The organism is Kribbibacterium absianum, from assembly GCF_030067705.1.
Lineage (GTDB): Bacteria > Actinomycetota > Coriobacteriia > Coriobacteriales > Atopobiaceae > Kribbibacterium > Kribbibacterium absianum.
In genome coordinates, this window is sequence record NZ_JASJEX010000002.1 from 213,415 (window position 1) to 239,996 (window position 26,582).

Here is a 26,582-nt window from a genome sequence, read left to right on the forward strand (position 1 = left end):
GGAGGCGATTGGATGATCGACGGCGTGGTCTTTGACATGGACGGCGTGCTCACAGACACGGAGCAGGCATGGATCGCGCTTTTCGATGAGATGGTGGGCGTCTACGGCGAGACGCTATCGGAAAAGGACCGCACGGAGCTGTTCGGCTGCAGCGACGCCCGTGAGAACGTGGTGCTCGGCCGCGTGCTGGACATGACGCCGGAGGAGGTCGCCCCCCTCAAGGAACAGTGGTGCGCGGCGCACCAGTTTGGCTATGGCGAGTTGGCCATCGAGGGGAACCTGCAGCTTGCCCGGGCGTTGCGGTGCCGGGGCATCCGGTGCGCGATCGCGTCCTCCTCGGCTCGCGCCAACGTCGAGCGGATGCTCGACGAGACCGGCATGGACGATGTGTTCACCGTGGTTGTCACCGGCGATGACATCGAGCACGCGAAGCCCGCCCCGGACGCATATGTGGCGGCGGCCGACCGGTTGGGCATCGCGCCGGAGCGGCTGATTGCGGTTGACGACTCGCCCGTGGGCGTCGACGCGGCCGTGGCGGCGGGTCTCACGACGGTGCAGTACTCGGTGAACCCGGCCTGGGACACGCAGAACCAGCGGGTCAGCGCTATCGTGCGAACTCCCGAGGAGCTGGAACGGGACTTGCTGGCACGCCTCTGACCTCCTGTGGTGCCACGCACCCTGGGAGGTTTTCGCCTGTGGTGCGTGGCACCTGGGGAGGGTCCGGCTCGGGCACGGGGATCAGGATGTTGAGCCGGTAGTTGCCGTCGTCGGCCTTGATGGCCAATGACCCGCCGTAGCGCTCCGCCAGCACACGCATGGAGAGCGTGCCGAACCCATGGCTGCGTGTGTCCCTTTTGCTCGTCCGCGGCAGCCCGTTCACGAACACGATGTCCCCCACGTAGGGGTTGCACACGTGGATCGCGGCCATGGAGCCGCGGTGCCGCACCTTGATCGAGATGGCGCCCTTGTCGTCGTCCGGGATCCTCGCCATGGCCTCGAGCGCGTTGTCGATGGCGTTGCCAAAGAGCGAGTACAGATCGCTCTGGGCCATAAAGCCCACGGCCGCCCCGTCCACAATGCACTGGAGGCTCACGCCCTGTTTGCTCGCGAGCAGGGCCTTCTCGGTGAGAATCACGTCGAGGGCCTCGTTGCCGGTCTGGTAGGTGCAGTCGTAGACGTTCACCTCGTTGGCGATGTCCTGGAGCACGGCGTCGTCCACCACGCGCCCGACGTCCTGTAGGTGGCGGATCTGGTGCCGCAGGTCGTGGCACTTGAGGTTGATGGCCTCGATGTTCTCGCGGGACCGCTCGTATTGGCGGCGCTCGCCCTCCAACACGCGACTGATGGTCTCCACTTCCTCCTGCAGGCGCGTCGACGAGAGCAGCGTCAGCTCAAAGAACAGGAGGAGCAGGCAGATCACCACGTGGCTCAGCGAGAAGAAGAGCATCAACGAGTCGCCCGTCGACGCGCTCGCCAGCCCGATCTGGGGAAGGCTGTTGATCACGCTGTTGAAGGCGATGTCGAACACCACGACGAGAACTGCGGCCAGGAAGAGCCGCGGGTCGTTGACGAGGGCAAGGCCGTATCGATCGACCCGCCGCGCGAAGAACCAGTAGCAACCGGAATAGATGAACGTCATCAGCGCAAGGCCGATGAGCGCGGAGCCCCAACCGTCGATGACGTTGAACACGCCCAAGGGCAACAGGGAGACCGTCACGAGCCGGTCGGTGCCCACCCAGAGGTTCTGCACCGTGTAGCCCATCGTCGCGCAAAAGACGGCGTTCCAGAGCGTGCCCTCGAACAGGAACCACACCGCGAGGATCGCAAAACAGAGCAGTGCCACAAACGGCCAGAACTCCACTTCGATGGGCAGGCGCTCGGAGAGGGAGGCACCGCTCGGCGTGGCGTTGAACCAATCGGTCGCGGTGCAGATTGCGAGCAACAGCGTGGCGACCACCGCGACGCGAGGCCCGAACGAGGGTCTTCTCGGCATGCGCGACACGAACATCGCGATGGCGATCCAAATCTGCGCGACGGTGAGGGCCGTCTCCCAGAACAGGCTCCCCATCAGTCGTCACCGGCCAGGTACGACACGATGCGCTCGGTGGCCTCTTTCTTCCGGGGGCGACTGAAGTACACGACGTCGCCGGTGGACATGGTCACCTCGTTGCCCGACAGCCGCGTCACGTGGTCCATGTTGACGAGGCACCCGCTCGATATCCGCGTGCGCGGATGTCCTCTTGTCCGTCGGACAGGTGGTAGATGAGGTCGTGGTCGAAGACCTCGATGTACACAAGCGACCGACGCAGGATCGAGTGCACGCCGCTCTTGGTGGGAACGAGGACCGCTTCCATGTCCTGGAGGTTCATCAGGCGGGAGATTTTGTCCATGTTCCGGGCGAAGGCTCGGTAGCTCACCGGTTTCACGAGGAACCCGAACGCGTCCACCTCGTAGCCGCGCAGCGCGTACTGGGCCAGGTTGGTCACGAATATGAGCGGCGTGTCGGGGCAGTAGCTGCGCCACATGGCCGCCGTTTCCATGCCATCGAGACCGGGCATCTCGATGTCGAGGAACACGAGGTCGAAGGCCTTGTGGGCGGTGAGGAACTCCTCGCCGCTCTCAAAGGGGGTCACGTCGAAGGTGGCGCCGGTGTCGGTTGCGTAGCGGTCAAGGAAGCGCAGCAGCGAGTCGCGCTCCACGGGACTGTCTTCAACCACGGCGATGCGGCGCATGGACCCTCCCTCTGCCACGAGCATAAATCCACCTGTGCCTATCTTAAGATTTCCTGATAGAGGATAGGTGGAAACGTGCCGAACCTTCATGGATAACCGGCCAACGGTGATCCATCTGGGCCGATGAGGCAAACGCCGGCGACGAACGGTGGTTTTTGACCGCTCGGCGCCAGTGGGTGCGATCCGCGTCGTTTCGTTTGCAGAAGGCGACAGCGGGCTCTGGTGTCCCGCTCTCCGTCTGGACGCTTCGGTCAAAGCCAAATGTCCGGGGTTGGACAAATCGCTCTCTCCGAAGCGTCCAACCGTGGACAAATGGCTCTCTCTCAAGCGTCCACTTTGGGGTCTAGGGCGCAGCGCCCAGTATGATGGAGTCCCGTGAGTGCAAGGGAGGGCAGCATGGCAGTTACCATTGAGCATTTGAAGCAGGCACTACCTGATGGTGTGTTCGACCGTCTTGTGGAATCTCTTTCAGCGGTTTCGACGGTCTCGGCCTACGTTTTTGGTTCTTACGCCCGCGGTGAGCAGGCGCAGGACAGCGACGTCGATTTGTATGTGGTCACAAGGGACAACGACGGGAGGCGTGCCATAGAGAACGCGATGCTCGTTGGCGATGAACTCATTTGCATGCCTATTCCCGTGGATGTGTTGTCCTCCCATGCGTCCGAGTTCGCTCATCGCAGCCAAGGAGTTAACGCTGTCGAGGCGCGTGTGGCTCGCGAGGGGGTGCTGATCAGTGGGTGAAGAAATGAGCGAGGCGCGGGCACTCATCGAGCAGGCACAGAAGGACGCCCGAGCTTTGAAGGATCTTAATAATATAGATCGCGAATACTACGCATCCCATATTTGCTTTTTTGCACAACAAGCGGCGGAGAAATCGATCAAATCGGCACTGGCGTATCGGGGTTTGACGTATCCTGCGCGTCACAACATTGATCTTCTTCTTGGTGTTTGCAAAAGGGAGGGTCTCTTTGAGCCCTCTGACGACGTGTTCCGCGCTGGCGGACGCCTGACCCGCTATGAGGCCGAGGCCCGCTATGACACGGCTCATGATCTGACGGTTGGCGATATCGCTTTGGCCGTGGACTACGCCAATCAAATCGCCGATGTGCTCATTGCAGCCGGTTATGAGGGTGTGCGCATTGAACTTGGCACTAATGCTGCAGAGGGTCCGAAGGTGATCGAAGAGTCGGAGTGACCAAGCCCGTCTGGACGCTTCGGTCAAAGCCATTTGTCCACGCTCCAGTCCGCGACAGCGTGGACAAACGGCTCTCTCCGAAGCGTCCAACCGTGGACAAACGGCTCTCTCCGAAGCGTCCGGCGCGGAGGGGGGTGGTGAACGGCAATGTCCCGCAGTTTACGCCGCGCTTGCGCCAATGTGCGATTCCCTGAGATTAATCTGACGTTCTCTTTCGTACGCTAAAGCGGCCTTTAAAGAAACCTGACGTTGGACGAGGTCCGGACGTCAGACCTGAGGTTTCTCCTGCCCAGGAGCCACAGGGTCGCGCCGCGAAGGAGAGAGCATGAGCATGAATGTGAACCGCCGCCAGTTCTTGACGACGGCGGGGGCCGGCGTCGCCGCCGCTTCTGTGGCCCTTGTCGGCTGCAACGCGGGCTCCCAGCCCACCGCCGATGCCGAGACCGCCGATCAAACCTCCGGTTTCACGGAGACCGAGATGGACGGCTACGTGGTGGTGGAGAACCCGGACGGCCCCCAGCTCTCCTACTCGCCGGATTCCGGCCTGAAGATCATCGACGTGGACGGCCTTCCCTTCAAGGACTTTGAGGGCACGGGCGAGCTGGTGCCCTACGAGGACTAGCGCCTCTCGGCCGACGAGCGCGCCGAGGACCTCGCCGGGCGTCTCTCCATCGAGCAGATCGCCGGCCTCATGTGCTATTCCGCTCACGTGTTCGCACTCGAGGACACCGAGATCGCCGACGAGCAGAAGGAGTTCCTCGGCCAGCACGTGCGCGCCGTGCTGAACGCCGCTTCCGGCTACCCCGCCTATAAGCAGGCGGGCTGGGCCAACAACCTCCAAGCCTTCGTTGAGGCCTCCGACAACAAGATCCCGTGCAATATCGCCTCGGACCCGCGCCAAGGCTCCAACTGCTACGACTGGCCGGGCAACCTGGCCCTCGCCGCGACCTTTGACCCCGAGAACGCCAAGCGCGCCGGACAAGGCCAGGCGGAGGACCTGCGCAAGATGGGCGTCGCGACGTTCCTCGGCCCCCAGATCGACGTGGCCACCGACCCGCGCGTTCGTCGACGGCGTGCAGTCCACGTACGACGAGAACGGCGAGGACCAGGGCTGGGGCACGGGCTCCGTCGTCGCGATGGTCAAGCACTGGCCGGCCGAGGGCCCGGGCGAGGGCGGCCGCGAGGCGCACCAGGACGGCGGCAAGTACGCCGTGTACCCCAACGACAACTTCGAGGCCTGCATGATCCCGTTCGTGGACGGCGCCTTCAAGCTGGACGGCAAGACGGGGTGCACCGGCGCCGTCATGACCTCTTACACCATTGCCTGGTCTGAGGACGGGAAGTACGGCGAGCCGGTGGGCTCGGGGTTCTCCGAGTACAAGGTCAAGGAGCTGCTGCGCGACCGCTACGGCTTCGAGGGCGACGCTTGCACCGACTGGTCGGTGCTCCGCGACGTGTACGAGGACGGCTCCAAGAGCTATCGCTGCTGGGGCCTCGAGGGCTCCGATTGGAACCCGGCCAAGCGTGCCGCCAAGGCCGTGGCGGTGGGCGTGGATCAGATGGGCGGTTGCAATGAGCCCGACCAGCTGATGAGCGCCTACGAGGACCAGGTCGCGAGCGTGGGCGAGTCCGAGGCCGATGCCAACTTCCGCGCGGTGGCCAAGCGCCTGCTGCTCGGCTACTTCAACACGGGGCTCTTCGAGGACCCCTACGTGGACCCGAACGTCGCGAAGAAGACCGTGGACCTCGCGGACGAGGCCATCGAGGCCGAGGCCCTTGCGATGCAGGTCAAGGGCATCGTCATGCTCAAGAACCACGGCAACGTGATCAAGGCCGGCGCCGAGGACAGCAAGCTCAAGGCCTACGTGCCGATGCGCTTCATCAAGGCCTTCCGTCAGTCCGGCACGATGGACACGGCTCCGTGGACGGACACCCCGGCCAGCTGCTCGCTGCCGCTCTCCGAGGGCATCCTGTCCCAGTACTTCGACGTGGTGACCGACACCTTGGCCGAGGAGCTCACCGGGCCGGTCGACGAGTCCGGCGACGTGCCGATGGCGACCCCGGCGCTCGAGGATCTCACCCGCTGCACCGTCGACGACATCAAGGACTGCGACCTGGTGCTGGTCTGTGCGGCCGCCCCGTTCAACGCGAGCGCCCGCGGCGGCAAGAGCGAAGAGGGCACGTTCGTGCCGCTGTCCGTGCAGTACCGCCCCTACACCGCCGACAACGAGCACGTGCGGCAGGTGTCGCTGGCCGGCGATCTGCTTGAGGACGGCACCCGCGAGAACCGCAGCTACTACGGTCGCACCTCGCAGGTCACCAACGAGTACCAGCTCGACCAGATTCTCGAAGCGGCGGCGCTGGCCAAAGAGGTGGGCATCCCGTGCGTCGTGGTTCTCGACATCATGCAGCCCATGTGCGTCCATGAGTTCGAGGATCAGGTGGACGCCATCGTGGTCTCCATGTCCGGGAGCACCGAGGCCGCCTGCCGCATCGTCGCCGGCCTGGACGAGCCGAGCGGCCTGCTGCCGATGCAGATGCCGAAGGACATGCTCGACGTCGAGGCGTCCCCCGAGGACACGAGCCGCGACATGACCTGCTACACGGACGCCGACGGCAACACCTACGATTTCGCGTTCGGCCTCAACTGGTCCGGCGTGATCGACGACGACCGCGTCACCGCGTACAAGGTGCCGGTGCTCACGAAGCCCGAGTGGTAAGGCAGACGGCGGTCTCGATGTGACGGCGAAGGCCCTGGGCGCGCAAAAGGCCCGGGGCCTTCGCCGCTCGCGCTTCTCGCGCGCCCGCTCGCGCCGCGGGATTGCGATCCCAAGTCGTCTGTCGAGCGCTTCCCGCCAGCTCGGACTGCAGTTTCTAGCTGCGGTTTTGGTAACTGGTTGCGATGCTTGCCACCGCCCGCTCAACCGCCGGTGAGCGGTTGGGTGTCAGTTCACGTCAAAGCGGGCGCAATCTACGTCAATTGATACTTCAGGGTGTTTTTGCCCCGTAGAGTTCTGGCTGAACAAACGGGCGCCCCGGACCGGTGCCCCTTGAAGAGACAGGAAGATGCAAGAAAGGATGTCCACCATGAAGAAGCAGCTCGTTATCGCCTCTGCCCTGATGCTCGCGCTGGCCGGCCCCCTTGTGGGTTGCGGTGGCACCAACACCTCCGCTCCGGCCGCTGAGGCCGAGACCGGCACCACGGCTGCTGACGACAAGAGCAGCAGCGACTTCGACGCCGTGGCCTTCTACTACGGCACGTGGCGCGGCTCCGTCGAGACCACCGGCGAGACCATCTACGGCACCGCTGGCGGCTCCGAGCAGATGATCGACGTGATCCTCAACGAGGACGGCACCGCCGAGACCAAGCCCTGCAAGAACCATGAGGACCTGCTCACCGAGACCGGCACCTGGGAGGCCTCCGACGACAAGTCCGTGACCGTTCACCTCGAGAGCGGCGACATCACGCTGGAGACCGTGGACTCCGCCACGCTCCGCACCGATGACCCGAAGCAGTTCGGCATCGACGGCTTCGACGAGATGACCTTCGTCCTCTACTAAGCCCTCCTGTCTCTGTCGGGGCCTGGGGCCTGCACCCCCGGGCCCCGACGGTTTTGTGCGCCATGGCGGCGGTGTCGGGAGACGTGCCGCGCAGCCATGAGTCAGAACCCGTCGGGTGGTGACCCATGGCCAAGGCCATCGGGCCCTCCTGCCGGAGCCCGGTCGATGAAGGGAAGCCAGTTGTTCGGCGCAGCTCTGCGCCGCGAGGAGAGAGAAGAGACCATGACCAAACCGATCACACGTAGGGGCTTCATCGCCGGCTCCGGTGTCGCTGCCGCTTCTGTGGCCCTCGCCGGTTGCAGCACGGGCTCTGAGCCCACCGCGCAGGCGGAGGCCGGCTCGGGCGACATCTACGCAGCGCCGGACCTGTCCAGCTACCCCATCGACCCCGACGGTGAGGGGGTCGAGGCCCTCTACACCACCGAGACCATGCGCAAGGACAAGTGGACGAAGGCCACCAACCCCGACGGCCACACGACGGTGGGCGCGATGGACGCCTCCCGTATCATCCAGGTGGACGGCCTCGCCTTCCGCGACATGAACGGCAACGGCAAGCTGGACGCTTGGGAGGACTGGCGCCAGGACGCCGACACCCGCGCCGCCGAGCTGGCCAAGACCCTCACCGCCGAGCAGTGCTTCCCGCTGATGTTCGCCGGTGGCACGCAGTCCGATTCCACCTCCACCGACACGAGCGCCTTCGATTGGATCGAGCGGGGCTCCCGCGCGGGCGTCTCTCGTCTCGCCTCCTCGGCCGACTCCTATGCCACGGACGTCGAGTGGATCAACAACGTGCAGCAGGTGTGCGAGGAGTCCGAGCTGGGCATCCCGTACTTCAACTACTCCGACCCGTACGTCCTGTTCAACGTCCCGAGCTCCATCGGCCTCGCGGCCACCATGGACAAGGACATCTGGCGCAAGGCCGGCATGTGGCAGGCCCGCGCCTGGCGCGCGAGCGGCGTGCGCTGCGAGCTGGGGCCGCAGGTTGACGTGTACTCCAGCAACATCGGCACCCGCACCAGCGGCTCCGTGTGCGAGGACCCTGCGGTCAACCGTGACTTCACGGCGGCCTTCGGTGGCGGCATGCGGTCCACGTGGGGCGACGACGAGGCCACCGAGGACCTCGGCTGGGGCAAGCAGTCCTGCGGTGTGATGTTCAAGCACTTCGTGGGCGAGGGCGCGCCCGACGGCGGCCGCAACGACCATCTTCCCCAGGGCAAGTGGAACGTGTTCCCGGGATCAAACTTCAAGGCGCATCTGATCCCGTTCCTGGATGGCGGTCTGCACCTGGACTCGAAGACCGAACAGATGGCATCGATCATGCCCTGCTGCGGCATCGCCTACGACCCGAGCGACCCTGAGGGTCTCGGTGAGCACGTGGGAAGCGCCTACAGCTCCCACAACATGGGCATTCTGCGCAACGCCGGGTGGGATGGCATGCTCTGCACTGACTGGACCGTGCTGGTCTACCAGTGCAACGGCGTGTCCGACAAGACCGAGGCCGAGCGCTTCCAGATCATGATGAACAACACGGTGACGATGCACGGCGGCACGTTCCAACCGGACGTGGCGGAGGAGACCTACGGCCTCATGTGCGATGAGATGGGCGAGGAAGCGGCGTTGGCGCAGCTGCAGGACAACGTGCGGCGCCTGTTCAAGCTCATGGTCAACGTCGACCTGCTGGATAACCCGTACAGTTCTGTTGACGATTGTGCCAAGGTCTTCGACAGCGATGCGCCGGTGGAGTTCGGGCGCGAGGCGGCCGTGAAGTGCGTTGTCATGCTCAAGAACAAGGGCGGCGTGATCTCTGAGACCGGCATCGAGGGTCCCGTGTACATCCCTCAGTCCTACTCCGAGGGAGGTATGGCCTCCTACGCGATGGGCGGTGCCGGCGGCTCCGTGTCCATGGCTTTTGACGAAGAGGTTGCGTCCCAGTACTTCTCGGAGGTGGTGACTGACGACGTGGCCACCGTCGAGGAGGTTACTGCGGACGACATCACGGCCAAGATCAAGGACGAGCTCACGGCTGCCGGTGTCAAGTATGCGGTGGTGGGAATCAAGAGTCCCGCCGACGCCTATGACGGTGCGCAGGGCGGCGTGTCCATTGCCTCGATGATTATGGGCGCCGAGCAGGAACCCGGCCCCTACTACAAGCCCGTCACATTGCAGTACCGTCCGTTCACGGCCGATCAGGACTGGTCCGGGTTCAAGTCCCTTAATCCGGAGGACGAGTACGGTGTGCTCGAGGATCGCTCCGTCAACGGCGAGAGCACCCACGCCACCAACGAGAGCGACCTCGACCTCGTGCTCGCCGTCAAGGATCGGATTCCCGATGACGCCAAGCTCATCGTGTGCATCGACGCAAGCAAGCCGATGGTTTTCTCGGAGTTCGAGGATGTGGCGGACGTGATCCTGCTCACGTTCTCCAAGACGAGCGACGAGCCCTTTGCCCGCATCATCACCGGCGAGGTGGAGCCGAGTGGTCTTCTGCCGTTCCAGATGCCGGCCTCGATGGAGACGGTCTACAACGAGCAGTACGCCGACGTGCCGCGTGACATGACCTGCCACACGGACTCTGAAGGCAACACCTATGACTTCACGTTCGGCCTCAACTGGTCCGGGCAGATTGACGACGAGCGTGTGGCCACCTACAACGTGCCGGCGCTGACCGAGCCCGAGACCGAGGTGGTTCCCTACATCTCTTAGCTACGAGCACGGCTTCCCTTTCGGAGCAAGGCGCAGGACCCGACGGTGGCGGGGTCCTGCGCCTTTTTGCGCTGGACGCTTGGGAGAGAGCCATTTGTCCACGCTGTCGCCCGGTGGAGCGTGGACAAATGGCTTTGACCGAAGCGTCCAGACCGAAGCGTCCAGACTCCGGGCCCTGTTCGCAATCCACGCAAGCGACGCGACAGTTTGCGTCAAAGCGTCCTGAAACCAATTCCCGCCCCGTAAGGTGGCAGCAACGACCGATCGGCACCGCTCCGGGAGGATGCGATGAAGCATCAAGACCTCATCAACCGTCTGACCCTCGAGGAGAAGTGCGCGCTCCTCTCGGGCGACACTGCCTTCACCACCCGCGCGTACCCGCACCATGGCATCCCTGCGATGCAGTTCTCCGACGGCCCCCACGGCCTGCGCCTGCAAGCCGCCGGCGCCAACCACCTGGGCATCGGCGGCTCCGTGCCGGCCACCTGCTTCCCGACGGCGGCCACGGTCGCCAACTCCTGGGATCCGTCCCTGGGGGAGAGGTTGGGCACCGCCCTCGGCGAGGAGGCCCTGGCCGAGAAGGTGGACGTCGTGCTCGGCCCCGGCCTCAACATCAAGCGCAGCCCGCTCTGCGGCCGCAACTTCGAGTACTTCTCCGAGGACCCGCTGGTGGCCGGTGACATGGCCGCCGGCTACGTGCGCGGCATCCAGAGCCAGGGCGTGAGCGCCTGCCCCAAGCACTTCGCCGTCAACAGCCAGGAGACCCGTCGCCAGGGGTCCGACTCTCAGGTGGACGAGCGCACGCTCCGCGAGCTCTACCTCGCCGGGTTCGAGCGCGTGGTCAAGAACGCGCGCCCCAAGTGCCTCATGAGCAGCTACAACATGGTCAACGGCACCTATGCCAACGAGAACCAGCACCTGCTCCGCGAGGTCCTGCGCGACGAGTGGGGCTACGACGGCGCCGTCGTCACCGACTGGCAGGGCTCCGTGGACCACGTGGCCGGCGTCAAGGCCGGCTCAGACTTCGAGATGCCGGCTCACGGCATGCCCGCCGTGCGCGAACTCGTGGGCGCGGTGCGGGAGGGCCGCATCAGCGAGGCCGAGGTGGACGCTCAGGTGGACGAGGCCCTCGAGCTGATCCTCACGACCACGGCCGCCACGCGCGCCGCCGGCAATTCCTTCGACCGTCTGGCGCATCACCAGATTGCCCACGACATCGCGGCACAGTCCATCGTCATGCTCAAGAACGAGGACCACATCCTCCCGCTCGCGCCCGCGACGCGCGTGGCCCTTGTCGGCGACTTCGCCGACAACCCCCGCTACCAGGGCGCCGGCTCCTCGCTCGTCAACTGCACGAAGCTCGAGAAGCTCACCGGTGTCATTGCCGACACGGAGCTCGAGTACGTGGGGTACGAGCCGGCCTTCAATCGCGACGGCGGTTCCACCGAGGCGATGGCCCAGGCTGCCGCCGACCTCGCCCGGCGCGCCGATGTCGTGCTCATGTGCCTCGGCCTCGACGAGTCCCGCGAGTCCGAGGGCGCCGAGCGTCTCGACATGTCCATGGACCCGGCGCAGGTCCACGCGCTCGAGCTCGTGGCCGAGGCCAACCCCAACGTCGTGGTGCTGCTCTCCGCCGGGTCCGCGGTGGAGTGCGACTGGGTCGCGAACGCCAAGGCCGTGCTGTACCTAGCGCTCGGCGGCCAGGCGGGCGCGTCCGCGGCGCTCGACGTCGTGACCGGCGCGGTGAACCCCTCCGGCAAGCTCACCGAGACCTGGGCGCGCAGGCTCGCCGACACCCCCACCGCCGGTCGCTTCCCGGCCGACGGCCGTATCGCCGAGTACCGCGAGGGCCTCTTTGTCGGCTACCGCTATTACCAGACGGCCGGCGTGGACGTGGCGTTCCCATTCGGTTTCGGCCTCAGCTACACCACGTTCGAGTACGGGCCGCTGCAGGCCGAGGTGGTCAAGGACGCCGGCAGCGACGTTTCCGTGCGCTGCTCGGTCGCCATCGCCAACACCGGCGAGCGTGCCGGCGCCGAGGTCGTGCAGCTCTATGTGGCGAAACCCGACGGGGAGGTCTTCCGTCCCGCCCAGGAGCTCCGCGCCTACGAGAAGGTGCGGCTCGAGCCCGGTGAGACGACAACGGTGACCTTCGACCTCGGTAGCCGCGCCTTCGCGTACTTCAACATCGCCACCGACGGCTGGGAGATCGAGCACGGCGCCTACGAGCTGCGCGCGGCCGCCAGCTGCGAGGACGTGCGCTCGGTCGCCACCGTGACGCTGGCCGGCACCGCCGCCGCGAACCCCTATGCGGGCCAGGACCTCGGCTGCTATCGCTCGGGCAACGTGCAGGACGTGCCCGACGTCCAGTGGGCCGCCATCCTCGGGCGCCCGGTGCCCAAGGCGGACCTCAAGATCGACGACAACCTCTGCTTCCGAGACCTCAACCACGGGCGCAGCCCCATCTTCTGGCTCGTGTGGCTCGTGCTGACGCAGATCGTGAAGTCGTCCACCAAGAAGGGGCGCCCGAACCTCAACGCCCTGTTCATCTACAACATGCCGCTTCACGTGCTCGTCAAGGGCGCCGGCGGCTGGGTGGACCAGAGGATGGTCGACGCCCTGGTGCTCGAGCTCCGCGGCTTCTGGGTCATCGGCCTCGTGCTCTGCCTCGTGCGCTTCGTACAGAACGTGCTCGCCAACAACGCGATGGCCCGGAAGCTCCAGGCCGCAGCCACGCCGGGCGCTCCGAGCGACGCGCCCACCCCGAGCGGCGCCGTGCCCGCGTGACCCTCCCGTTCCATGCCACAACCATCGAAATCGCCGCGTAGAAAGGCCGCCCCATGAGCTTCAAAACCTGGACCGAAGAGCACCAGAGCCTCTGGGAGTTCATCAAGTTCAATGTTCTGTCCAACATCTCGACCGCCACGCGCTTCGTCGTCACGTGGGTGGGCACCGCGATCTTTGTGAACGCACTGGCCATGACGCAGCCGTTCTCGTTTTTGATCTTCAACTACACGAGCGACGGCTCCAACGGCCTCGGCGGCTTTCTGACCTTCCTGTTGGCCGAGGTGCTGGCCCAGGTGGTGAACTTCTTCGTGCAGATGAAGTTCGTGTTCAAGAGCGACGCCAGCTTCTCCACCGCCGCGCCCAAGTACGCCGTGCTCGCCGTGCTGATCGTGGTCGTGAACCTGGTGCTACCAGGCTACGTGACCAGCTGGTGCATCGGCTGGGGCATGGGCGCCGAGCTTGCCGCCACCGTCGCCTCTGTGGTGAACACGGTGCTCGCCGTCATCGTGAGCTTCCCGGTGCTCAAGTTCTGGATCACACCGAGCACGCAGGGCAAGGACGATGCCGGAACCGCCGCTGCGGCCTAGCCCCACGGCTCCGCCCCTCAGCGCCCTCCGGGGCGCTTTTTCATGCCGGGTGAGACAATCTAAAGAGACGAAAGTGTCCCATCGGGCTGAGTGAGACAGTTCTGTCTCTTTGATCTGTCTCACTTTGCAGCTGGCCAGCGTCCTTGTGGATCTGAGGGAGTGGGGCCGTGCGGAGCCGTGCGCGGGTCTATCCTCAAGGGTCGTGCAAAGGAGGCGTCATGGCGCGCGAGCCGCAAGGCCAGGTATCGGCCGACCTCGACATGTTGACCTGCGACCTTATCGGCGAGGCGCTCGACGTGCTGGCCGCAGGGCCCCTGGAGGGCGTCGTGGCCACCGTGCTGGACGACGACCGCACCCGTTTCACCTGCTCCTTCGAGGAAGACTCCCCCGAGGAGTGCCTCGATGGCGCGCGCCAATGGGTCGCGGATCTTGGCCGTGGCGCCAAGAAGCAGGACGGGGTCGGCGCGCCGCGCTGCTACGCGCTGGCCTACCAGGGCGCCGTCGACCTCGGCAGCGGCTACGCGGACGCCCTCATCGTCGAGTTCGGTGAGCGCGGCAACCAGACCGACTACTCCGCGCACCTGGAACTGCAGGGCATCGGTCGAGGCGACCGCCTCCGCTGGACCGACCCGGCCCCGGCGGGAGAGCTCGACCCGTTGCTCTGAGAAGTCCCCTATAGAGATGCTCCGCACGCCGCGCGGGTATAAAGCGCCGCGAGCCATGAGCCCCGCTCACATGATCGTTCGGAAAGAGAGCCCCATGCTGCAAGAGAACCTGCGAAACGTCGCCATCATCGCCCATGTCGACCACGGCAAGACCACGCTGGTCGACAAGCTCTTGCGCGCCACCGACGCCTTCCGGGCCAACCAGCAGGTGGAGGACCGCGTGCTCGACTCCAACGACCAGGAGCGCGAGCGCGGCATCACGATCCTGGCCAAGAACATCTCCATCGAGTACAAGGGCATCAAGATCAACGTCATTGACACCCCGGGCCACGCCGACTTCGGCGGCGAGGTGGAGCGCGTGCTGCGCATGGCCGACTCGGCGCTCCTGCTCGTGGACGCCTTCGAGGGCCCGATGCCCCAGACGCGCTTCGTGCTGCGCCACGCCATCGACGCCGGGCTTGCCATCATGATCGTGGTCAACAAGATCGACCGCCCCGGCGCGCGCCCGGAAGAGGTCGTGAACGACTCGCTCGACCTGATGATGGACCTCGGCGCCACCGACGACCAGCTCGAGTTCGCGATGGAGCACGTGGTCTACGCGAGCGCCGTCAACGGCTTCGCCCGCCTCGACCCCGCCGACGACAACGACGACATGTTCCCGCTGCTCGACATGATCGTGGACTGCCTGCCCGCGCCGGACTGCGACCCGGACGGCCCTCTCGCCATGCAGTGCGTGACCGTGGACCACTCCAGCTACGTGGGGCGCATCGGCATCGGCCGCGTGTACTCCGGCACGATCCACACCGGCGAGAAGATCCTCGTGGTCAAGAACGACGGCTCCCGTGCGATGGCGCAGGCCAAGCAGCTCTACACCTTCGACTACCTCGGCCGCACCGAGTGCGACGAGATCCGCGCCGGCGACATCGGCGCCGTTGTGGGCATCGATCGCACCGACATCGGCGACGTCTACACCGACCCCGAGAACCCTGTGGAGCTGGACCCCATCGAGATCGACCCGCCGACGCTCGCCGTGGTCTTCGAGCCTTCCACCAGCCCGCTCGTGGGCCGCGACGGCGACATCGTCGGCGGTCGCCAGCTCAAGGAGCGCCTGATGCGCGAGGCCGAGAACAACGTGACCATGCGCATCGAGGAGCTGCCCGACAAGACCGGCATCGAGGTGTCCGGCCGCGGCATCCTGCACCTCTCGGTGCTGATGGAGAGCATGCGCCGCGAGGGCTTCGAGTTCCAGGTGGGTCGTCCGCGCGTGCTCTTCAAGGAGGACGAGCGCGGCCACAAGCTGGAGCCGGTGGAGCTGGCCGTGGTCGAGTGCCCCAACGAGTACTCGGGCAAGGTCATCGAGGTCTTCGGCGAGTCCGGCGGCACGCTCGTCTCGATGCATGCCGGCGAGACCATCACGCACCTGGAGTTCAAGATCCCGACCCGCGGCATCATGGGCCTCAAGAACCGCATCCTGAACGTCACCCACGGCGAGGGCGTGTTCTACCACACGTTCTCCGAGTACGGCCCCTACGCCGGCGAGCTGGGCGTGCGCCCCAACGGCGCGATGATCTCCATGTCCACCGAGAAGGCCGTGGGCTACGCGCTCGGCACGCTGCAGGAGCGCGGGCAGATGTTCGTGGGCCCGGGCACCGAGTGCTACGAGGGCATGCTCGTGGGCGAGCGGTCCAAGCCGGGCGACATGGTGGTGAACATCGCGCGCACGAAGTCGCTGGGCAACCAGCGCTCCTCGACTGCGGACATCGCCGTGCAGCTCACGCCGCCGCGCGAGTTCACGCTGGAAGAGGCGCTCGAGTACATCATGGACGACGAGCTGGTGGAAGTGACGCCCAAGAACATCCGCATGCGCAAGCGCATCTTGAACGCGATCGACCGCAAGAAGGACAACGTCCGTCGCGGCGTCGTGAAGAAGTAGGCGAAAAAGGCCCCGAGCGCGACGCCCGGGGCCTTCTCGACGGTGCCTGAGATTCTGCCGTGAGACAGATCAAAGAGACAAGATCGTCCCACCGATCGGATGATGGGGCGTGACGGTCTCGTTCGCGACCCTATTCCAGTGGCTCCGCGTCCTCGCGAAGGATCGCCAGATAGTCCTCGTAGGCAAAGGTGCGATAGCGCTGTTTCTCACCGCGCTGCACCAAGATGCCCAAGTCCACGAACCGCTGCACGAGCCCGCTCGCGGTCGACCGGCTCACGCCCAGCTTCTTGGTCACAAAGCCGATGCTCACGATGGGGTGGCCCTCGAGGAGCGCCAGCAGCTGCAGGGCGTTGGCGGCGGAGATTCCGAGGCCGCGCACGCGTCCCTCGTTGGTCTCCTTGAGTCGCACCAATGCCGTCATGGAACGCTCGGCGTCCTCTGCGGAGGCCGTGATGCTCTCGCAGAAGAACCGCACCCAGCCCTCGTAGTCCCCGTTGAGGCGCACGTCCATGAGGTGCCGATAGAGTAGTCGGCGCGTTGCAGTTTCAGCTGGTAGGAGGGGTAAAGGATCGGTTTGGTGAGCACACCGTCGTTCATGAGCGAGAGGGTGATGAGCAACCGCCCCATGCGCCCGTTGCCGTCCAAGAAGGGGTGGATGGTCTCGAACTGGTAGTGGATGAGCGCCGCCCTCACGATGGGATCCATCTCGGTGGGCCCGTTGATGAACTCCTCCAGGTCGCGAAGGGACTGCTGCATGTCCTCGGGGTTTGGCGGCACGTAGGGAGCATGGGCAATGGTGCTCGCTCCGCTGCCAATCCAGTTTTGCGACGTGCGAACCTCGCCTGGCGACTTGTCCTGGCCCCGCACGCCCTCAAGCAACACCCGGTGCACCTCCCGGAAGAAGCGGGTGGAGAGGGGGAGCGACCCTATCAGCTCCACGGCGCGATCGGAGGCGGCCACGTAGCGCACGACCTCCCCGACCTCCTCTGCCTCGCCCCGCTCGGGGTCGAGGATGTCGTCAAAGGTGCATTGGGTCCCTTCGATCTGGGAAGAGAGCAACGCCTCCTTGCGCACGTACATGGTCAGGTACATGTCCGCGCTGGGCACGAAGCGCGCCATGCCCTCCACCTCGCCGATCTTGCGCGCGCAGGTGGTGAGCAGGCGCACGGTGGCGTCATCGAGCTTCAGAGGCCCAAGCTCCTGAAGGGGCGTCGGCACAAAGGACTCGTAGGCAGAGACGCCGGACAGGTTCTTGCGCGTGTAGCCTTGCCTGCTCTTGTCCACGTGCATGGTGGCTCCTCTCCGGTCGCTCAGGGCACCTCTAATGCCGAAAAAGGGTCGAAAACCGTCGTTAGAATCCTCGGGCCCGTTCTAACATCGGCGAGCCGTCGTTAGACGGGGCTACGGATTCCTAACGCCGAGAATCGGCCGACAATCGGCGTTAGAGAACGTGGACCGCCCAAACAAAAAGGCCCCGAGCGCGACGCCCGGGGCCTTTGTCATAGCTGGCGGAGGAGGAGGGATTCGAACCCTCGTACGTGCGGAGCACGTAAACGGTTTTCGAGACCGCCGCAATCAACCACTCTGCCACCCCTCCGTTATGGGGAAGCGGCGCCCGAGGGCGCCGCGTGAAGTACTGGCGGAGAGTCCGGGATTTGAACCCGGGAGACGGGGTTACCGCCTACACGATTTCCAATCGTGCTCCTTCAGCCGCTCGGACAACTCTCCATTGGTGACTGCAGGGGCAAGAGTACCACAGAAGCTCGCCCGCGCGTCAAGAAAAGCACCCGCGCCGGGCTCTCCACATGGGCTAGGCTGATCATGTCCGGACCGGGAGAGGAGCGACCGTGGGATTAATCTTCACGCAGATGAACCCTGAGTCCGTCTCCTTGGCACTGCCCGTGTGGATCGACATCGCCGCCGTGCTCGTGGGCTCCTCCTTCGGTGCCCTCACGGCGGCCGAGCGCAAACTGGACCTGCTCGGAGCCCTCGGCCTTGGGTTTCTCTGCGGTCTCGGCGGCGGCCTCATCCGCGACATCATCATGCAGGTGGGCAACGTCTACATGCTCCGGAACCCGTCGGCCATCGCGGCGTCGCTCGTCGCCTCCGCCTTCGTGTTCTTCTTTTCCGGCATCTTCAGGTCCCGGCGCCTCGACAAAATCACGGCCGCGTCCGACATGCTCTCCGTGGCCCTCTTCGCCGCCTCGGGCACCGACAAGGCCATCGTCTACGGCCTCGCGTTCCTCCCCGCCGTCTTCATGGGTCTCATGACTGGCGTCGGCGGCGGCATGCTCCGCGACACGTTCCTCGGCGACGTGCCCCAGATCTTCCGCCCCGGCAACCTCTATGCGCTCTGTGCCCTCGGCGGCTCCTGCGTCTACTGGCTCCTGGTCTATGCGGGCATCGCAAAATGGGCCGCGTGCCTCGCGTGCGTGATCGTGGTGCTCGGCCTCCGCTGGGCCTCCATCGAGTTCAACATAGTCACGCCCGCCGATGTGGACTTCACGCCCAAGCTGGTTCACTATCTGCAGGAAAAGGGGATCATCGGCTCCCGGAAGCCTCGTCCGGTGCTCAACCCCCGGGACGTGACCCTTCAGGACAACCGCCGTATCAAGGCCTATCGCGCCGCGTTCAAGAACGAGATCGTGCAAGAGGTGAAGGAGCAGCTCGAAGCGGAGCGCCTCGAGAAGGAGAGTAGCCAGGCCACCGGCTCGGCCGAGGCGGTCTTCACGCCCGAATCAGAGCGCAGCGCCGAGAGCAGCGACGATTCCATGTGAAGCACTCGACTCGCAGCACCCCTGTGCGTTCTTCTGGTATGACTTCTTGGTTCAGAACGCGTTCAGTCCCCCAATTCGGAGGTGCCGTGCCCCAAACCGCTCCCGGACATCGCACCGCTGCCCGCTCGTCCGGCTACATGCCCGCGCTCGACGGTCTGCGCGCGTTTGCCGTGCTCGCGGTGGTGCTCTACCACTTGGGGGTGCCGTCCACGCAGGGCGGCCTCATCGGCGTCACCGTCTTCTTCGTGATCTCCGGTTACCTGATCACCAAGCTGCTGCTCAAGGAATACGCGCGCACCGGCACCCTCGATTTCAAGTCCTTCTATATCAAGCGCGTCAAGCGCCTGATGCCGGCCATCGTGCTCGTGGTCCTCGTCACGGCGACGCTCTGCACCCTCTTCAACCACGCCCTGTTGACGAAGATGCGGCCCGACGTGCTGCCCTCGCTCTTCTTCTTCAACAACTGGTGGCAGATCGCCAACGACGCCTCGTACTTCGACAACATCGGCGGCCCGTCGCCGCTCACGCACTTCTGGTCGCTCGCGATCGAGGAGCAGTTCTACCTCGTGCTCCCGGTCTGCCTGTTCCTCGCATTGCGGTTCGGGGCATCTCGGCGCCAGCTCGCCGGCGGGGTCCTCGTCCTCGCTCTGGCGTCGATCGTGGCGATGGCCGTGCTCTACGACCCGGCGGCCGACCCCACTCGCGTCTATTACGGCACCGACACCCGGGCGTTCTCCCTGCTCATCGGCGTGGCCCTGGCCGTCGTGAGCGCCAACCGCCGAGACAGGCGCCTGACCCCGGCGGTCTGTGACGGCCTCGCGCTTCTCGGTATCGGTGGCCTTGTGCTGTTCGTGGTGCTCTGCGAAGGCACCGGCCCCTTCCTCTATTACGGGGGCTTCTTGCTCGCATCCATTCTCTCGGCCGCGGCCATCGTCGGCCTCGTCGAGCCGGGCGGCGGCTTGGTGGCCCGCGTCTTCTCTCTCAAGCCGCTTCTGTGGGTGGGCACGCGGTCCTATGGCATCTATCTCTGGCACTATCCGCTCGCCCTGTTGATGACCCCCCAGAACGCGGCCTCGGACCTGCCCTGGTGGCACCCCGTGGTGCTGGCCGTCGTGATCGGTCTGGTGGCGGAGGCCTCGTACCGCCTCGTCGAGCAGCCCATCCGGACGGGCACGTTCCGCTTCTGGAGGGCGCCGCGCCCGGTCGCTCGCCGCCGGCCCAACGGTCCGCAGCGACCCGAGGGCTCGCGTCAGCCCGCCACGAGCCGCGAGCGAAGCTCCTCCGGGCGTTCCCAGCGTCCCACACTGCCTGCGCCGCTCGCGACCCTGGGGCGCCTGCAACCGGTGGTCCTTGCCGTCGGTGCCTGTGCCCTGGTCGCGTTGTGCGGCTTCGCCTTTGTGCCCGACACGTCGGTCCTCTCCAAGGAGGGGGCGGCGCTGCTCTCGGGATCCGATGAGGCCGTGACCAGCGGGTCCGGGCCCGCAGCCAAGACCGAGGCCAACGAGTCCGCTCCCACCGCCGAAGCCGAGGCGCCCTCGAGCGCCGCCGAGGCCGAGGGGGGCGACAACACGTACCTGGCCACGGACTCGCGCACGGACTCGCAGCGGGCCTTCGACGAGGCGCTCGTGAACAAGCCGGTGCCCGAGGGCGCCTACAACGTGGTGTGGATCGGCGACTCGGTGTCCATTCGCCCGGTGCCTTACGCCCAGAAGGCCTTCCCCTCCGGCTACATCGACGCCAAGAAGAACCGGCGCCTCGCCCAGGGCGTCGAGATCTACCAGTCGCTCGCGGCCTCCGGGCAGGTCGGGAACGTCGTGGTCTTTGCCCTCGGCACCAACGGTGCCCCGAAGGCGGAGAACATCGATGCCGCCGTGCAGGCAGTGGGTCCCGACACCGGCATCTGGTTCGTGACGCTCAGGACGAGCGAGTTCGACCCCACTGCCTCCAACCAAGCCATGCGAGACGCCGCGAGCCGCTACGAGAACGTCCGGGTCATCGACTGGCACGCCGCCAGCGAGGGCCATGACGAGTACTTCGACGGCGACGGCACGCACCTCTCGGAGCTGGGCGCCCAGGTCTACACGAGCCTCATCGCCGACGGTGTTGCCGTGCAGCTGCCCGAGGGCGCCATGGACTTCCAGAGCGCTGAGGACAACGAGGCCACGATGTACGAGAGCTGGACGACGCCGAGCGACGGGGAATCGGCCTAACGCGCGCCGCGTGCGCGGTGATCCGGAGGCACGCGAGCCACTCCCCTAAGGGACAGGTCGGGCTCTGGGGTAGGATTGCGTAACTGTCGCCACACGGACCGGCGCCCTCACATCGAGGCACCGCCGCGAAAGGAGGCCTCGTGAACGACGTCCAATTCGAGCCCGGCCGCTACCTCTCCCGCTCGTGGGTCATGATGACCCAGGACTCCGGCTGGATCAAACCGGTGCTGGTGCTGGCGCTGTGCCTGTTCGTCCCGATTGCCGGCCCCATTGCCATGGCCGGCTACTGCTGGGACTGGGCGCGCCTGACCGCCTGGGGCATCGACTCCGCCCCCAAGCAAAAGAACGTGGACGTGGGCGGGTGCTTCGCGGTCGGATGGCGAGCGACGGTTGTGGGCCTTGTGTGGTTCCTTGTGATCGCCCTCGCCAACGGCTTCCTCGATTGGCTCTTCGGCTACATGGGCGCCGTCGGCGCGATCCTGACGCTCGCTGTGACCGTTGGCGTGGTGCTTCTCTCGATGGTGGTGATGGTGGCCGAGCTGCGCGCCGTCATCTACGAGAAGATCGGCCCGGGCTTCGGGTTCTCCCAGGTCCTCGACATGTGCAAGCGCGACTTCGGCGGCCTCATGCACATCCTCGGCATCGCGCTGCTCGGTGGCCTCGTGCAGGTGGCCGTGTCCCTGGTGTTCGTCATCGGGTCCCTGTCGGCGCTGGCTCCGGCGATCATGGAGCTGCGGTGGGCGTTCGCGTACGGCGAGCCCCCTTACTACCTGTTGGCGTGGCTGCTGTCTGACGTGCTCTCCTGGGGCCTCCCCCTGTTGGTGCTGATGGTCTTCCTGACGAACGTCGTGTCGGTCGCCACGAACCTTCTGACGGTCAACGCCATGGGCCTCTGGGTGCGCCAGTTCGACCTGCCGGCGTGGGGCAGCCCTTCGGACCCGCTGCCGGATTCGGGCTCGGCGCCTGCCCCCGAGCAGACCGCGGCGTCTGTCGCGCCGGCGCAGCCGCGCGAGACGACCCAGCCCCCTGCGCCGGACGTTCCGGTCGCGCCCGGTTCGCAGCCCATCGTGACGCCGCTCGTCTCATCGGACCCCGTGGTTTCTTCGGAGGCCCAGGAGCCGGCACCACAGTCCCCGGCACCGAGTGGGTATCAGCCTCCAGAGCAATCAACCGAGGAGGCCGCAATGGATTTCAAGCCCGCTGACGATGAGAACGTCGTCGCCCCGACGCCGGATGAGATTTACAACGAGGCGTCCGTGAAGGTCGCCACCGTTCGCAACTACGTGGAGCCCAAGCCGGATGCCGTGGACCACCTGGAGTACACGCCCGACCCCACTGAGGCGCCCGCCACGTCCCCGGACAACGGGGTCACGCCGCCGACCATCCACGAAGTCTACGAGGAGGCCGTGCCGCGCGACGTCTCGATGGTGCCGGAGGTGGCGCTCGGCGACTCCGAGGCGAACGCTGCGGCGGAGGTGGCCGGTGAGGACCTGGCCGACAAGCCCGACAACGTGGCCCAGACTCCGGTTACCGTCCCGACCCAGGCCGAGATGTACGACGACGCGGCGACCCGCGTGGCCGAGACCCGCGCCGTCGTCGAGCCGAAGGACGACGCCGTGGACCATCTGGACTACGAGCCCAAGCCCACCGAGGCGCCCGCGACCACTTCTGACAACGGCGTGACGCCGCCGACGGTGGAGGACATCTACCAGGGCGCCGACGTGCGCGTGGCCGAGGCCTACGAGGTGGGCACCGACGACTCCGCGACGGCCGCGGAGGAGGAGCTCATCCAGGAGGACGTCGAGCAGGACGACCCCACGCAAGCCCCCAAGGTCCAGCCCGCCGACGGCCAGCCGGTGCCCAAGTACCTGGCGCCGTCCGAGGCCACCGGCAGCGAGCCGGATCCGCTCCACGAGGACAAGTGCTAGTCCCGCCATGGAGAAACCGGGGATTCCTGAGGGGTTCCTCGAAATAAGGCACGCAATCGAATAGCACCTGAACGCTCGAGGGCCAGCTTTCTCACTGAGAAAGCTGGCCCTTCTGTGGTCAGACGCGGTGCACTGGTGGGCCAGACGTCCCCCGTACCGTGGAGCGACCTGACGACACGCGGGTCGGGGCGTCGCAGAGGTTGTGCAGTTTCCGGAGCGGGGAGGCGCCTGTGCTACTATCAAACGCTGATTGCTTCCTGCCCCGAGCGCACCCTTCACGTCTCGGGGCCCTAGGTCCAGAGGAGGTGAACTCAATGAAGGCTTACGAGATTCTGTTCATCGTCGACCCGACCGTCACCGACGAGGTTCGTGCTGGCGCCATGGCGCGCATCGACACCGCGATCACCGAGAACGGCGGGACCATCGACAACGTCGACAACTGGGGCAAGCGCAAGCTCGCCTACGAGATCGACAAGCTCACCGAGGGCGACTACACCCTCATCAACTTCCACGCTGACCCCGACCAGATCGCCGAGCTCGACCGTGTGTGCCGCATCAACGATGCCATCAAGCGCCACATGATCGTCCGTCGTCCGGACCACGAGTAACCATGGAAGGGTGGCGTAGCGCCACCGGGAAGGCAGTGAGCACAGATGAGCATCAACCGCGTGACGATCACCGGAAACCTCACCCGCGACCCGGAGCTCAAAGCGACGAGCACCGGCAGCCAGGTCCTCAACTTGGGCGTGGCTGTGAACGACCGCTGGTTCAACCAGCAGACCAATCAGTGGGAGGACCGGCCCAACTACATCGACTGCGTCGTGTTCGGCAAGCGCGCGGAGGCCCTGAGCCGCTACCTCCACAAGGGAATGAAGGTCGCCATCGAGGGCAAGCTGCGCTGGCGCAGCTGGACGGACCAGCAGAGCCAGCAGAAGCGCTCGAAGGTCGAGGTGGTCGTTGACGACCTCGAGTTCATGAGCGGCCGGGGCGACGGCCAGCAGGGCGCGTACCAGCAGCCGCAGTCCCAACAGCCCGCTCCTCAGGCCTCGCAGGGGCTGCCGGCGCAGGCTCCCAACTACGGAGGCCAGCAGCCGCAGCGGAACTACGCGGCGCCCGCCCCCTCCTATGCGCCGCAGGGCGCCCCGCAGACGGCGACGCAGGAGCCTGCAGCCCCGGTCGCCTCGGTTCCTCCTATGGCCGACGTTCCCGTAGACGACATCCCCTTCTAGGGGATTGACCCGTACCGTGAAAGGTTCTTATAGACATGGCCACTGATTATCAGCGTCAGCCGCGTCGCAAGTACTGCCAGTTCTGCAAGGACGACGTCGAGTTCATCGACTACAAGGACACGCAGCTTCTCCGCAAGTACATGACGGACCGCGGCAAGATCAAGCCGCGCCGCGTCACCGGCGCGTGCACGCAGCACCAGCACGACATTGCCAACGCCATTAAGCGCGCCCGCATCATGGCGCTGCTGCCCTACACCGTCCCCGTGGTGTCCAACCGCGGCGGGCGCCGCAACCGCGACTAGCGGTCGCGCACAAGGACGACGCTATGGCTGACCAGCGCCCGACGGACCCCCGCCATAACCCATGGCACCGGGACGCGACCGAGGACGACCCCGGCCGCTCGATTGTCCCGTACGGCTCCGACACGCAGGAGCACCGCGCAGGGCGCGACCCCTTCACCGTCGCGCTCGTGTGGTGCCTCCTGGGCGGTGCGGCGCTGGGCTTCTTCACGCTCATCGGCTGTGCGATGGTGGCCTTCGGCGCCGGGGCGGCCCTTGGTGGCCGCAACGGCGCTGGCGTGCCTGTCAGCGCACCTCGGCGGGTCCTTTCGCGCCAGCAGATCCTGTGGTGCGTGTTGGCGTCCGTGGGCGGTGCCGCGATCGGCGCGTGGCTAGGCGGCCTCGGCCTCGTGTTCCTTCTCGAGGCCGTGGTGGACGTCGCGCTCTCGTGGGTCGTGGCGAGGCTCGTGATTCGCGAGCGGGCCAGCGCGGGCACTGGGTACCTCATCGCCGCCGTGGCGACGGTCGCGTATCTCGTCCTGTCCAGCGTCTCGGCACTGCTCGCGGGGGTGAGCCCGGTCACTGCGGCGCGGTCGATGATCGACGCCGTGGTGAGCGCCACCGTCAGCGGCACCTCGCTCGACGTCGCTGCCCAGCTCCGGTCCCTGGAAGGGCTCCTGCTTCTGCTCTGGCCCTTCTATTACTTCGTGCTCGGCGGCCTCAACGTGCTGTGCGCGCACGCCGGCGCGTGGCTGAGCGACCTGGTGCCGGGCTCGAAGCAGCCGTGGCGCATGGCCTCCTTCGAGGCTCCCCGGTGGTCGGTCATCGTGCTGATCGTCGGCGTGGCACTCGTGGGTGTCGGGTCGCTGGGGTTCCTGGGGGCGCTCGGCTCCTGCCTGCTCTCGGCGGGGCTCTGCACCCTCATGGCCGTCCGGTTCGTGTTCATGGTCCAGGGCTTCGGGGTGGTGACCTGGTGGCTGAGCGCGCACCGCTTCGGCTGTCTGGTCCGGTTCCTCGTGCTGTTCCTGGCCGTGGACCTGGAGGCGTCGTTCCTAGTGGTGAGCCTTCTCGGCCTGGTGGATTTCTGGGCCAACTTCCGCAAGCTTCCCCGCAGCGGGAGGCCCGAGGGTACGAAGGCATGAAGCAAGAGAGCCGGCGCGAGCCGGCACATCTAAAGGAGTCTGTCCCATGAAAGTCATTCTTCTGAGCGAGCTCAGGGGCAAGGGCGGCGAGGGCGACGTCATCGACGTCGCTCAGGGCTATGCGGAGAACTACCTGTTCCCCAACCGCATCGCGCTGCCCGCCACCCCGGGCAACATCAAGCAGCTCGAGGAGCGCCGGCACAAGATCGCCGAGCGCGAGGCCCAGCGCATCAAGGACGCCGAGGCCATGCGCGACCAGCTCGAGGGCAAGGTCGTCGTCATCGACGTGAAGATCGGCGACGAGGGTCAGCTGTTCGGCTCCGTCACCAACACGATGGTCGGCGATGCCCTCAAGGAGCAGTACGGCATCGAGGTGGACCGCAAGCGCATCGAGATCCACAAGCCGATCAAGACCGCCGGTCTGCACCAGGTCGTCGTGAGCCTGTACCGCAACATCTTCGCCACCATCGGTGTCCAGGTGGGTGCCCCCGAGGACCTGCCCGAGGGCGATGCCGAGGTTCCTGCGGACGAGCAGCCGGCCACCGAGGCGGAGCTCACCGTCGAGGACACGCCTGCCGAGGAGCCGGTCGCCTAGCGGTCACGCCAGGACGCTTTCGACACGTCAGCGATGATTCCGCTGAAAGCCCAACGAAGCGGGTACCAGCGGAAACACTAAGACGAACCGCCCGTCAAGTGGTGACGGGCGGTTTTTTCTGCCAATTTGTGCAACCAAATGAGCCATCTACCTGCGATAATGCGTGAGCACTTACAAACATGCAGGTAGACGGCGACATATCGGGAACGGCCCCCTCCGAGCGCGAACCAACCTATCGTGATTGTCGAAAACTACCGCTC

Annotated in this window: 24 protein-coding genes, 2 tRNA genes and 1 pseudogene; 20 read left to right on the plus strand and 7 right to left on the minus strand. The window is 65.9% G+C overall.

Features of this window, described 5'->3' with window-relative positions; genetic code table 11:
* Nucleotides 1-12 precede the first annotated feature (12 nt).
* On the plus strand, nucleotides 13-657 hold the full coding sequence (locus tag QJ043_RS03940) for an HAD family hydrolase (RefSeq protein ID WP_283713957.1): 645 nt from the start codon (nucleotides 13-15) through the stop codon (nucleotides 655-657).
* Here QJ043_RS03940 and QJ043_RS03945 read toward each other — a convergent pair.
* The 3 genes from QJ043_RS03945 to QJ043_RS03955 are packed head-to-tail and all read right to left on the minus strand — an operon-like array spanning nucleotide 605 to nucleotide 2,732.
* Nucleotides 605-2,068 (minus strand): ATP-binding protein, encoded by a 1,464-nt coding sequence (locus QJ043_RS03945; protein WP_283713956.1) that lies wholly within the window; start codon nucleotides 2,066-2,068, stop codon nucleotides 605-607. The genes QJ043_RS03940 and QJ043_RS03945 overlap by 53 nt on opposite strands.
* Nucleotides 2,068-2,196, minus strand: a complete 129-nt coding sequence (locus tag QJ043_RS03950; RefSeq protein WP_283713955.1) for a hypothetical protein — start codon at nucleotides 2,194-2,196, stop codon at nucleotides 2,068-2,070. The genes QJ043_RS03945 and QJ043_RS03950 overlap by 1 nt, the downstream gene beginning before the upstream one ends.
* Entirely contained in the window at nucleotides 2,184-2,732 is a 549-nt protein-coding gene (locus tag QJ043_RS03955; protein ID WP_283713954.1) for a LytR/AlgR family response regulator transcription factor, read from the minus strand. The genes QJ043_RS03950 and QJ043_RS03955 overlap by 13 nt, the downstream gene beginning before the upstream one ends.
* 396 nt (nucleotides 2,733-3,128) lie before the next feature.
* Between QJ043_RS03955 and QJ043_RS03960 the strand changes: the two genes are divergently transcribed.
* The 11 genes and pseudogenes from QJ043_RS03960 (at nucleotide 3,129) to typA (ending at nucleotide 16,163) form a co-directional block, all read left to right on the plus strand.
* Entirely contained in the window at nucleotides 3,129-3,473 is a 345-nt protein-coding gene (locus QJ043_RS03960) for a nucleotidyltransferase domain-containing protein (RefSeq protein WP_283713953.1), read from the plus strand.
* Nucleotides 3,466-3,927, plus strand: coding sequence for a HEPN domain-containing protein (locus QJ043_RS03965; protein WP_283713952.1), 462 nt, complete (start codon nucleotides 3,466-3,468; stop codon nucleotides 3,925-3,927). Before QJ043_RS03960 ends, QJ043_RS03965 begins: the two co-directional genes overlap by 8 nt.
* Before the next feature lie 325 nt (nucleotides 3,928-4,252).
* Nucleotides 4,253-4,549 (plus strand): twin-arginine translocation signal domain-containing protein, encoded by a 297-nt coding sequence (locus tag QJ043_RS03970; RefSeq protein ID WP_283713951.1) that lies wholly within the window; start codon nucleotides 4,253-4,255, stop codon nucleotides 4,547-4,549.
* Between the two features lie 69 nt (nucleotides 4,550-4,618).
* Nucleotides 4,619-5,501 (plus strand): annotated as a pseudogene (locus QJ043_RS03975) (glycoside hydrolase family 3 N-terminal domain-containing protein); the annotation flags it as partial.
* 477 nt (nucleotides 5,502-5,978) lie between these two features.
* Nucleotides 5,979-6,647, plus strand: coding sequence for a glycoside hydrolase family 3 C-terminal domain-containing protein (locus tag QJ043_RS03980; protein ID WP_347177803.1), 669 nt, complete (start codon nucleotides 5,979-5,981; stop codon nucleotides 6,645-6,647).
* Between the two features lie 367 nt (nucleotides 6,648-7,014).
* Entirely contained in the window at nucleotides 7,015-7,488 is a 474-nt protein-coding gene (locus QJ043_RS03985) for a hypothetical protein (protein ID WP_283713949.1), read from the plus strand.
* A gap of 222 nt (nucleotides 7,489-7,710) precedes the next feature.
* Complete coding sequence (locus QJ043_RS03990) at nucleotides 7,711-10,191, plus strand: glycoside hydrolase family 3 N-terminal domain-containing protein (protein WP_283713948.1); 2,481 nt, start codon at nucleotides 7,711-7,713, stop codon at nucleotides 10,189-10,191.
* 288 nt (nucleotides 10,192-10,479) lie between these two features.
* The gene (locus QJ043_RS03995; RefSeq protein ID WP_283713947.1) at nucleotides 10,480-12,978 is read left to right on the plus strand and encodes a beta-glucosidase; all 2,499 of its coding nucleotides are present in this window, start codon (nucleotides 10,480-10,482) and stop codon (nucleotides 12,976-12,978) included.
* A gap of 53 nt (nucleotides 12,979-13,031) precedes the next feature.
* Nucleotides 13,032-13,565: a PTS cellobiose transporter subunit IIC gene (locus tag QJ043_RS04000; RefSeq protein ID WP_283713946.1), complete on the plus strand. Its 534-nt coding sequence runs from the start codon at nucleotides 13,032-13,034 to the stop codon at nucleotides 13,563-13,565.
* Nucleotides 13,566-13,783: 218 nt separating this feature from the next.
* Nucleotides 13,784-14,230 carry a hypothetical protein gene (locus QJ043_RS04005; protein WP_283713945.1) on the plus strand — a complete coding sequence of 149 codons (447 nt, stop codon included), beginning with the start codon at nucleotides 13,784-13,786 and terminating at the stop codon, nucleotides 14,228-14,230.
* A gap of 94 nt (nucleotides 14,231-14,324) precedes the next feature.
* Entirely contained in the window at nucleotides 14,325-16,163 is a 1,839-nt protein-coding gene (gene typA / locus QJ043_RS04010; RefSeq protein WP_283713944.1) for a translational GTPase TypA, read from the plus strand.
* A 130-nt stretch (nucleotides 16,164-16,293) separates the two neighbouring features.
* Here the strand turns inward: typA and QJ043_RS04015 are convergent, their stop codons facing one another.
* The 4 genes from QJ043_RS04015 to QJ043_RS04030 form a co-directional block, all read right to left on the minus strand.
* Entirely contained in the window at nucleotides 16,294-16,584 is a 291-nt protein-coding gene (locus QJ043_RS04015) for a MarR family transcriptional regulator (protein ID WP_283713943.1), read from the minus strand.
* Nucleotides 16,581-17,453, minus strand: coding sequence for a Fic family protein (locus QJ043_RS04020; protein WP_283713942.1), 873 nt, complete (start codon nucleotides 17,451-17,453; stop codon nucleotides 16,581-16,583). The genes QJ043_RS04015 and QJ043_RS04020 overlap by 4 nt, the downstream gene beginning before the upstream one ends.
* 216 nt (nucleotides 17,454-17,669) lie before the next feature.
* Nucleotides 17,670-17,760: transfer RNA gene (locus QJ043_RS04025), tRNA-Ser, on the minus strand.
* Between the two features lie 40 nt (nucleotides 17,761-17,800).
* A tRNA-Ser gene (locus QJ043_RS04030) sits at nucleotides 17,801-17,891 on the minus strand.
* A gap of 119 nt (nucleotides 17,892-18,010) precedes the next feature.
* Between QJ043_RS04030 and QJ043_RS04035 the strand changes: the two genes are divergently transcribed.
* The 8 genes from QJ043_RS04035 to rplI all read left to right on the plus strand — a co-directional run bounded on the left by QJ043_RS04035 (nucleotide 18,011) and on the right by rplI (nucleotide 26,322).
* Entirely contained in the window at nucleotides 18,011-18,940 is a 930-nt protein-coding gene (locus tag QJ043_RS04035; protein ID WP_283713941.1) for a trimeric intracellular cation channel family protein, read from the plus strand.
* Between the two features lie 86 nt (nucleotides 18,941-19,026).
* Complete coding sequence (locus QJ043_RS04040) at nucleotides 19,027-21,150, plus strand: acyltransferase family protein (protein WP_283713940.1); 2,124 nt, start codon at nucleotides 19,027-19,029, stop codon at nucleotides 21,148-21,150.
* 140 nt (nucleotides 21,151-21,290) lie between these two features.
* On the plus strand, nucleotides 21,291-23,078 hold the full coding sequence (locus QJ043_RS04045; protein WP_283713939.1) for a DUF4013 domain-containing protein: 1,788 nt from the start codon (nucleotides 21,291-21,293) through the stop codon (nucleotides 23,076-23,078).
* Nucleotides 23,079-23,392: 314 nt separating this feature from the next.
* Nucleotides 23,393-23,686, plus strand: coding sequence for a 30S ribosomal protein S6 (gene rpsF, locus QJ043_RS04050; protein WP_283713938.1), 294 nt, complete (start codon nucleotides 23,393-23,395; stop codon nucleotides 23,684-23,686).
* Nucleotides 23,687-23,731: 45 nt separating this feature from the next.
* Complete coding sequence (locus QJ043_RS04055; RefSeq protein ID WP_283713937.1) at nucleotides 23,732-24,307, plus strand: single-stranded DNA-binding protein; 576 nt, start codon at nucleotides 23,732-23,734, stop codon at nucleotides 24,305-24,307.
* Between the two features lie 35 nt (nucleotides 24,308-24,342).
* Nucleotides 24,343-24,609: a 30S ribosomal protein S18 gene (gene rpsR, locus QJ043_RS04060; protein WP_283713936.1), complete on the plus strand. Its 267-nt coding sequence runs from the start codon at nucleotides 24,343-24,345 to the stop codon at nucleotides 24,607-24,609.
* 23 nt (nucleotides 24,610-24,632) lie between these two features.
* Nucleotides 24,633-25,727, plus strand: coding sequence for a YybS family protein (locus tag QJ043_RS04065; RefSeq protein WP_283713935.1), 1,095 nt, complete (start codon nucleotides 24,633-24,635; stop codon nucleotides 25,725-25,727).
* A 46-nt stretch (nucleotides 25,728-25,773) separates the two neighbouring features.
* Nucleotides 25,774-26,322: a 50S ribosomal protein L9 gene (gene rplI / locus QJ043_RS04070; protein ID WP_283713934.1), complete on the plus strand. Its 549-nt coding sequence runs from the start codon at nucleotides 25,774-25,776 to the stop codon at nucleotides 26,320-26,322.
* The last annotated feature ends 260 nt before the right edge of the window (nucleotides 26,323-26,582 follow it).

What these genes read in the sequence shown, in the direction of transcription:
- QJ043_RS03940 (WP_283713957.1), top strand. Translation starts at nt 13, where the DNA reads ATGATCGACGGCGTGGTCTTTGACATGGACGGCGTGCTCACAGACACG.
- QJ043_RS03945 (WP_283713956.1), bottom strand. Translation starts at nt 2,068, where the DNA reads ATGGGGAGCCTGTTCTGGGAGACGGCCCTCACCGTCGCGCAGATTTGG.
- QJ043_RS03950 (WP_283713955.1), bottom strand. Translation starts at nt 2,196, where the DNA reads ATGGACCACGTGACGCGGCTGTCGGGCAACGAGGTGACCATGTCCACC.
- QJ043_RS03955 (WP_283713954.1), bottom strand. Translation starts at nt 2,732, where the DNA reads ATGCGCCGCATCGCCGTGGTTGAAGACAGTCCCGTGGAGCGCGACTCG.
- QJ043_RS03960 (WP_283713953.1), top strand. Translation starts at nt 3,129, where the DNA reads ATGGCAGTTACCATTGAGCATTTGAAGCAGGCACTACCTGATGGTGTG.
- QJ043_RS03970 (WP_283713951.1), top strand. Translation starts at nt 4,253, where the DNA reads ATGAGCATGAATGTGAACCGCCGCCAGTTCTTGACGACGGCGGGGGCC.
- QJ043_RS03980 (WP_347177803.1), top strand. Translation starts at nt 5,979, where the DNA reads ATGGCGACCCCGGCGCTCGAGGATCTCACCCGCTGCACCGTCGACGAC.
- QJ043_RS03985 (WP_283713949.1), top strand. Translation starts at nt 7,015, where the DNA reads ATGAAGAAGCAGCTCGTTATCGCCTCTGCCCTGATGCTCGCGCTGGCC.
- QJ043_RS03990 (WP_283713948.1), top strand. Translation starts at nt 7,711, where the DNA reads ATGACCAAACCGATCACACGTAGGGGCTTCATCGCCGGCTCCGGTGTC.
- QJ043_RS03995 (WP_283713947.1), top strand. Translation starts at nt 10,480, where the DNA reads ATGAAGCATCAAGACCTCATCAACCGTCTGACCCTCGAGGAGAAGTGC.
- QJ043_RS04000 (WP_283713946.1), top strand. Translation starts at nt 13,032, where the DNA reads ATGAGCTTCAAAACCTGGACCGAAGAGCACCAGAGCCTCTGGGAGTTC.
- QJ043_RS04005 (WP_283713945.1), top strand. Translation starts at nt 13,784, where the DNA reads ATGGCGCGCGAGCCGCAAGGCCAGGTATCGGCCGACCTCGACATGTTG.
- typA (WP_283713944.1), top strand. Translation starts at nt 14,325, where the DNA reads ATGCTGCAAGAGAACCTGCGAAACGTCGCCATCATCGCCCATGTCGAC.
- QJ043_RS04015 (WP_283713943.1), bottom strand. Translation starts at nt 16,584, where the DNA reads ATGACGGCATTGGTGCGACTCAAGGAGACCAACGAGGGACGCGTGCGC.
- QJ043_RS04020 (WP_283713942.1), bottom strand. Translation starts at nt 17,453, where the DNA reads ATGCACGTGGACAAGAGCAGGCAAGGCTACACGCGCAAGAACCTGTCC.
- rpsF (WP_283713938.1), top strand. Translation starts at nt 23,393, where the DNA reads ATGAAGGCTTACGAGATTCTGTTCATCGTCGACCCGACCGTCACCGAC.
- QJ043_RS04055 (WP_283713937.1), top strand. Translation starts at nt 23,732, where the DNA reads ATGAGCATCAACCGCGTGACGATCACCGGAAACCTCACCCGCGACCCG.
- rpsR (WP_283713936.1), top strand. Translation starts at nt 24,343, where the DNA reads ATGGCCACTGATTATCAGCGTCAGCCGCGTCGCAAGTACTGCCAGTTC.
- QJ043_RS04065 (WP_283713935.1), top strand. Translation starts at nt 24,633, where the DNA reads ATGGCTGACCAGCGCCCGACGGACCCCCGCCATAACCCATGGCACCGG.
- rplI (WP_283713934.1), top strand. Translation starts at nt 25,774, where the DNA reads ATGAAAGTCATTCTTCTGAGCGAGCTCAGGGGCAAGGGCGGCGAGGGC.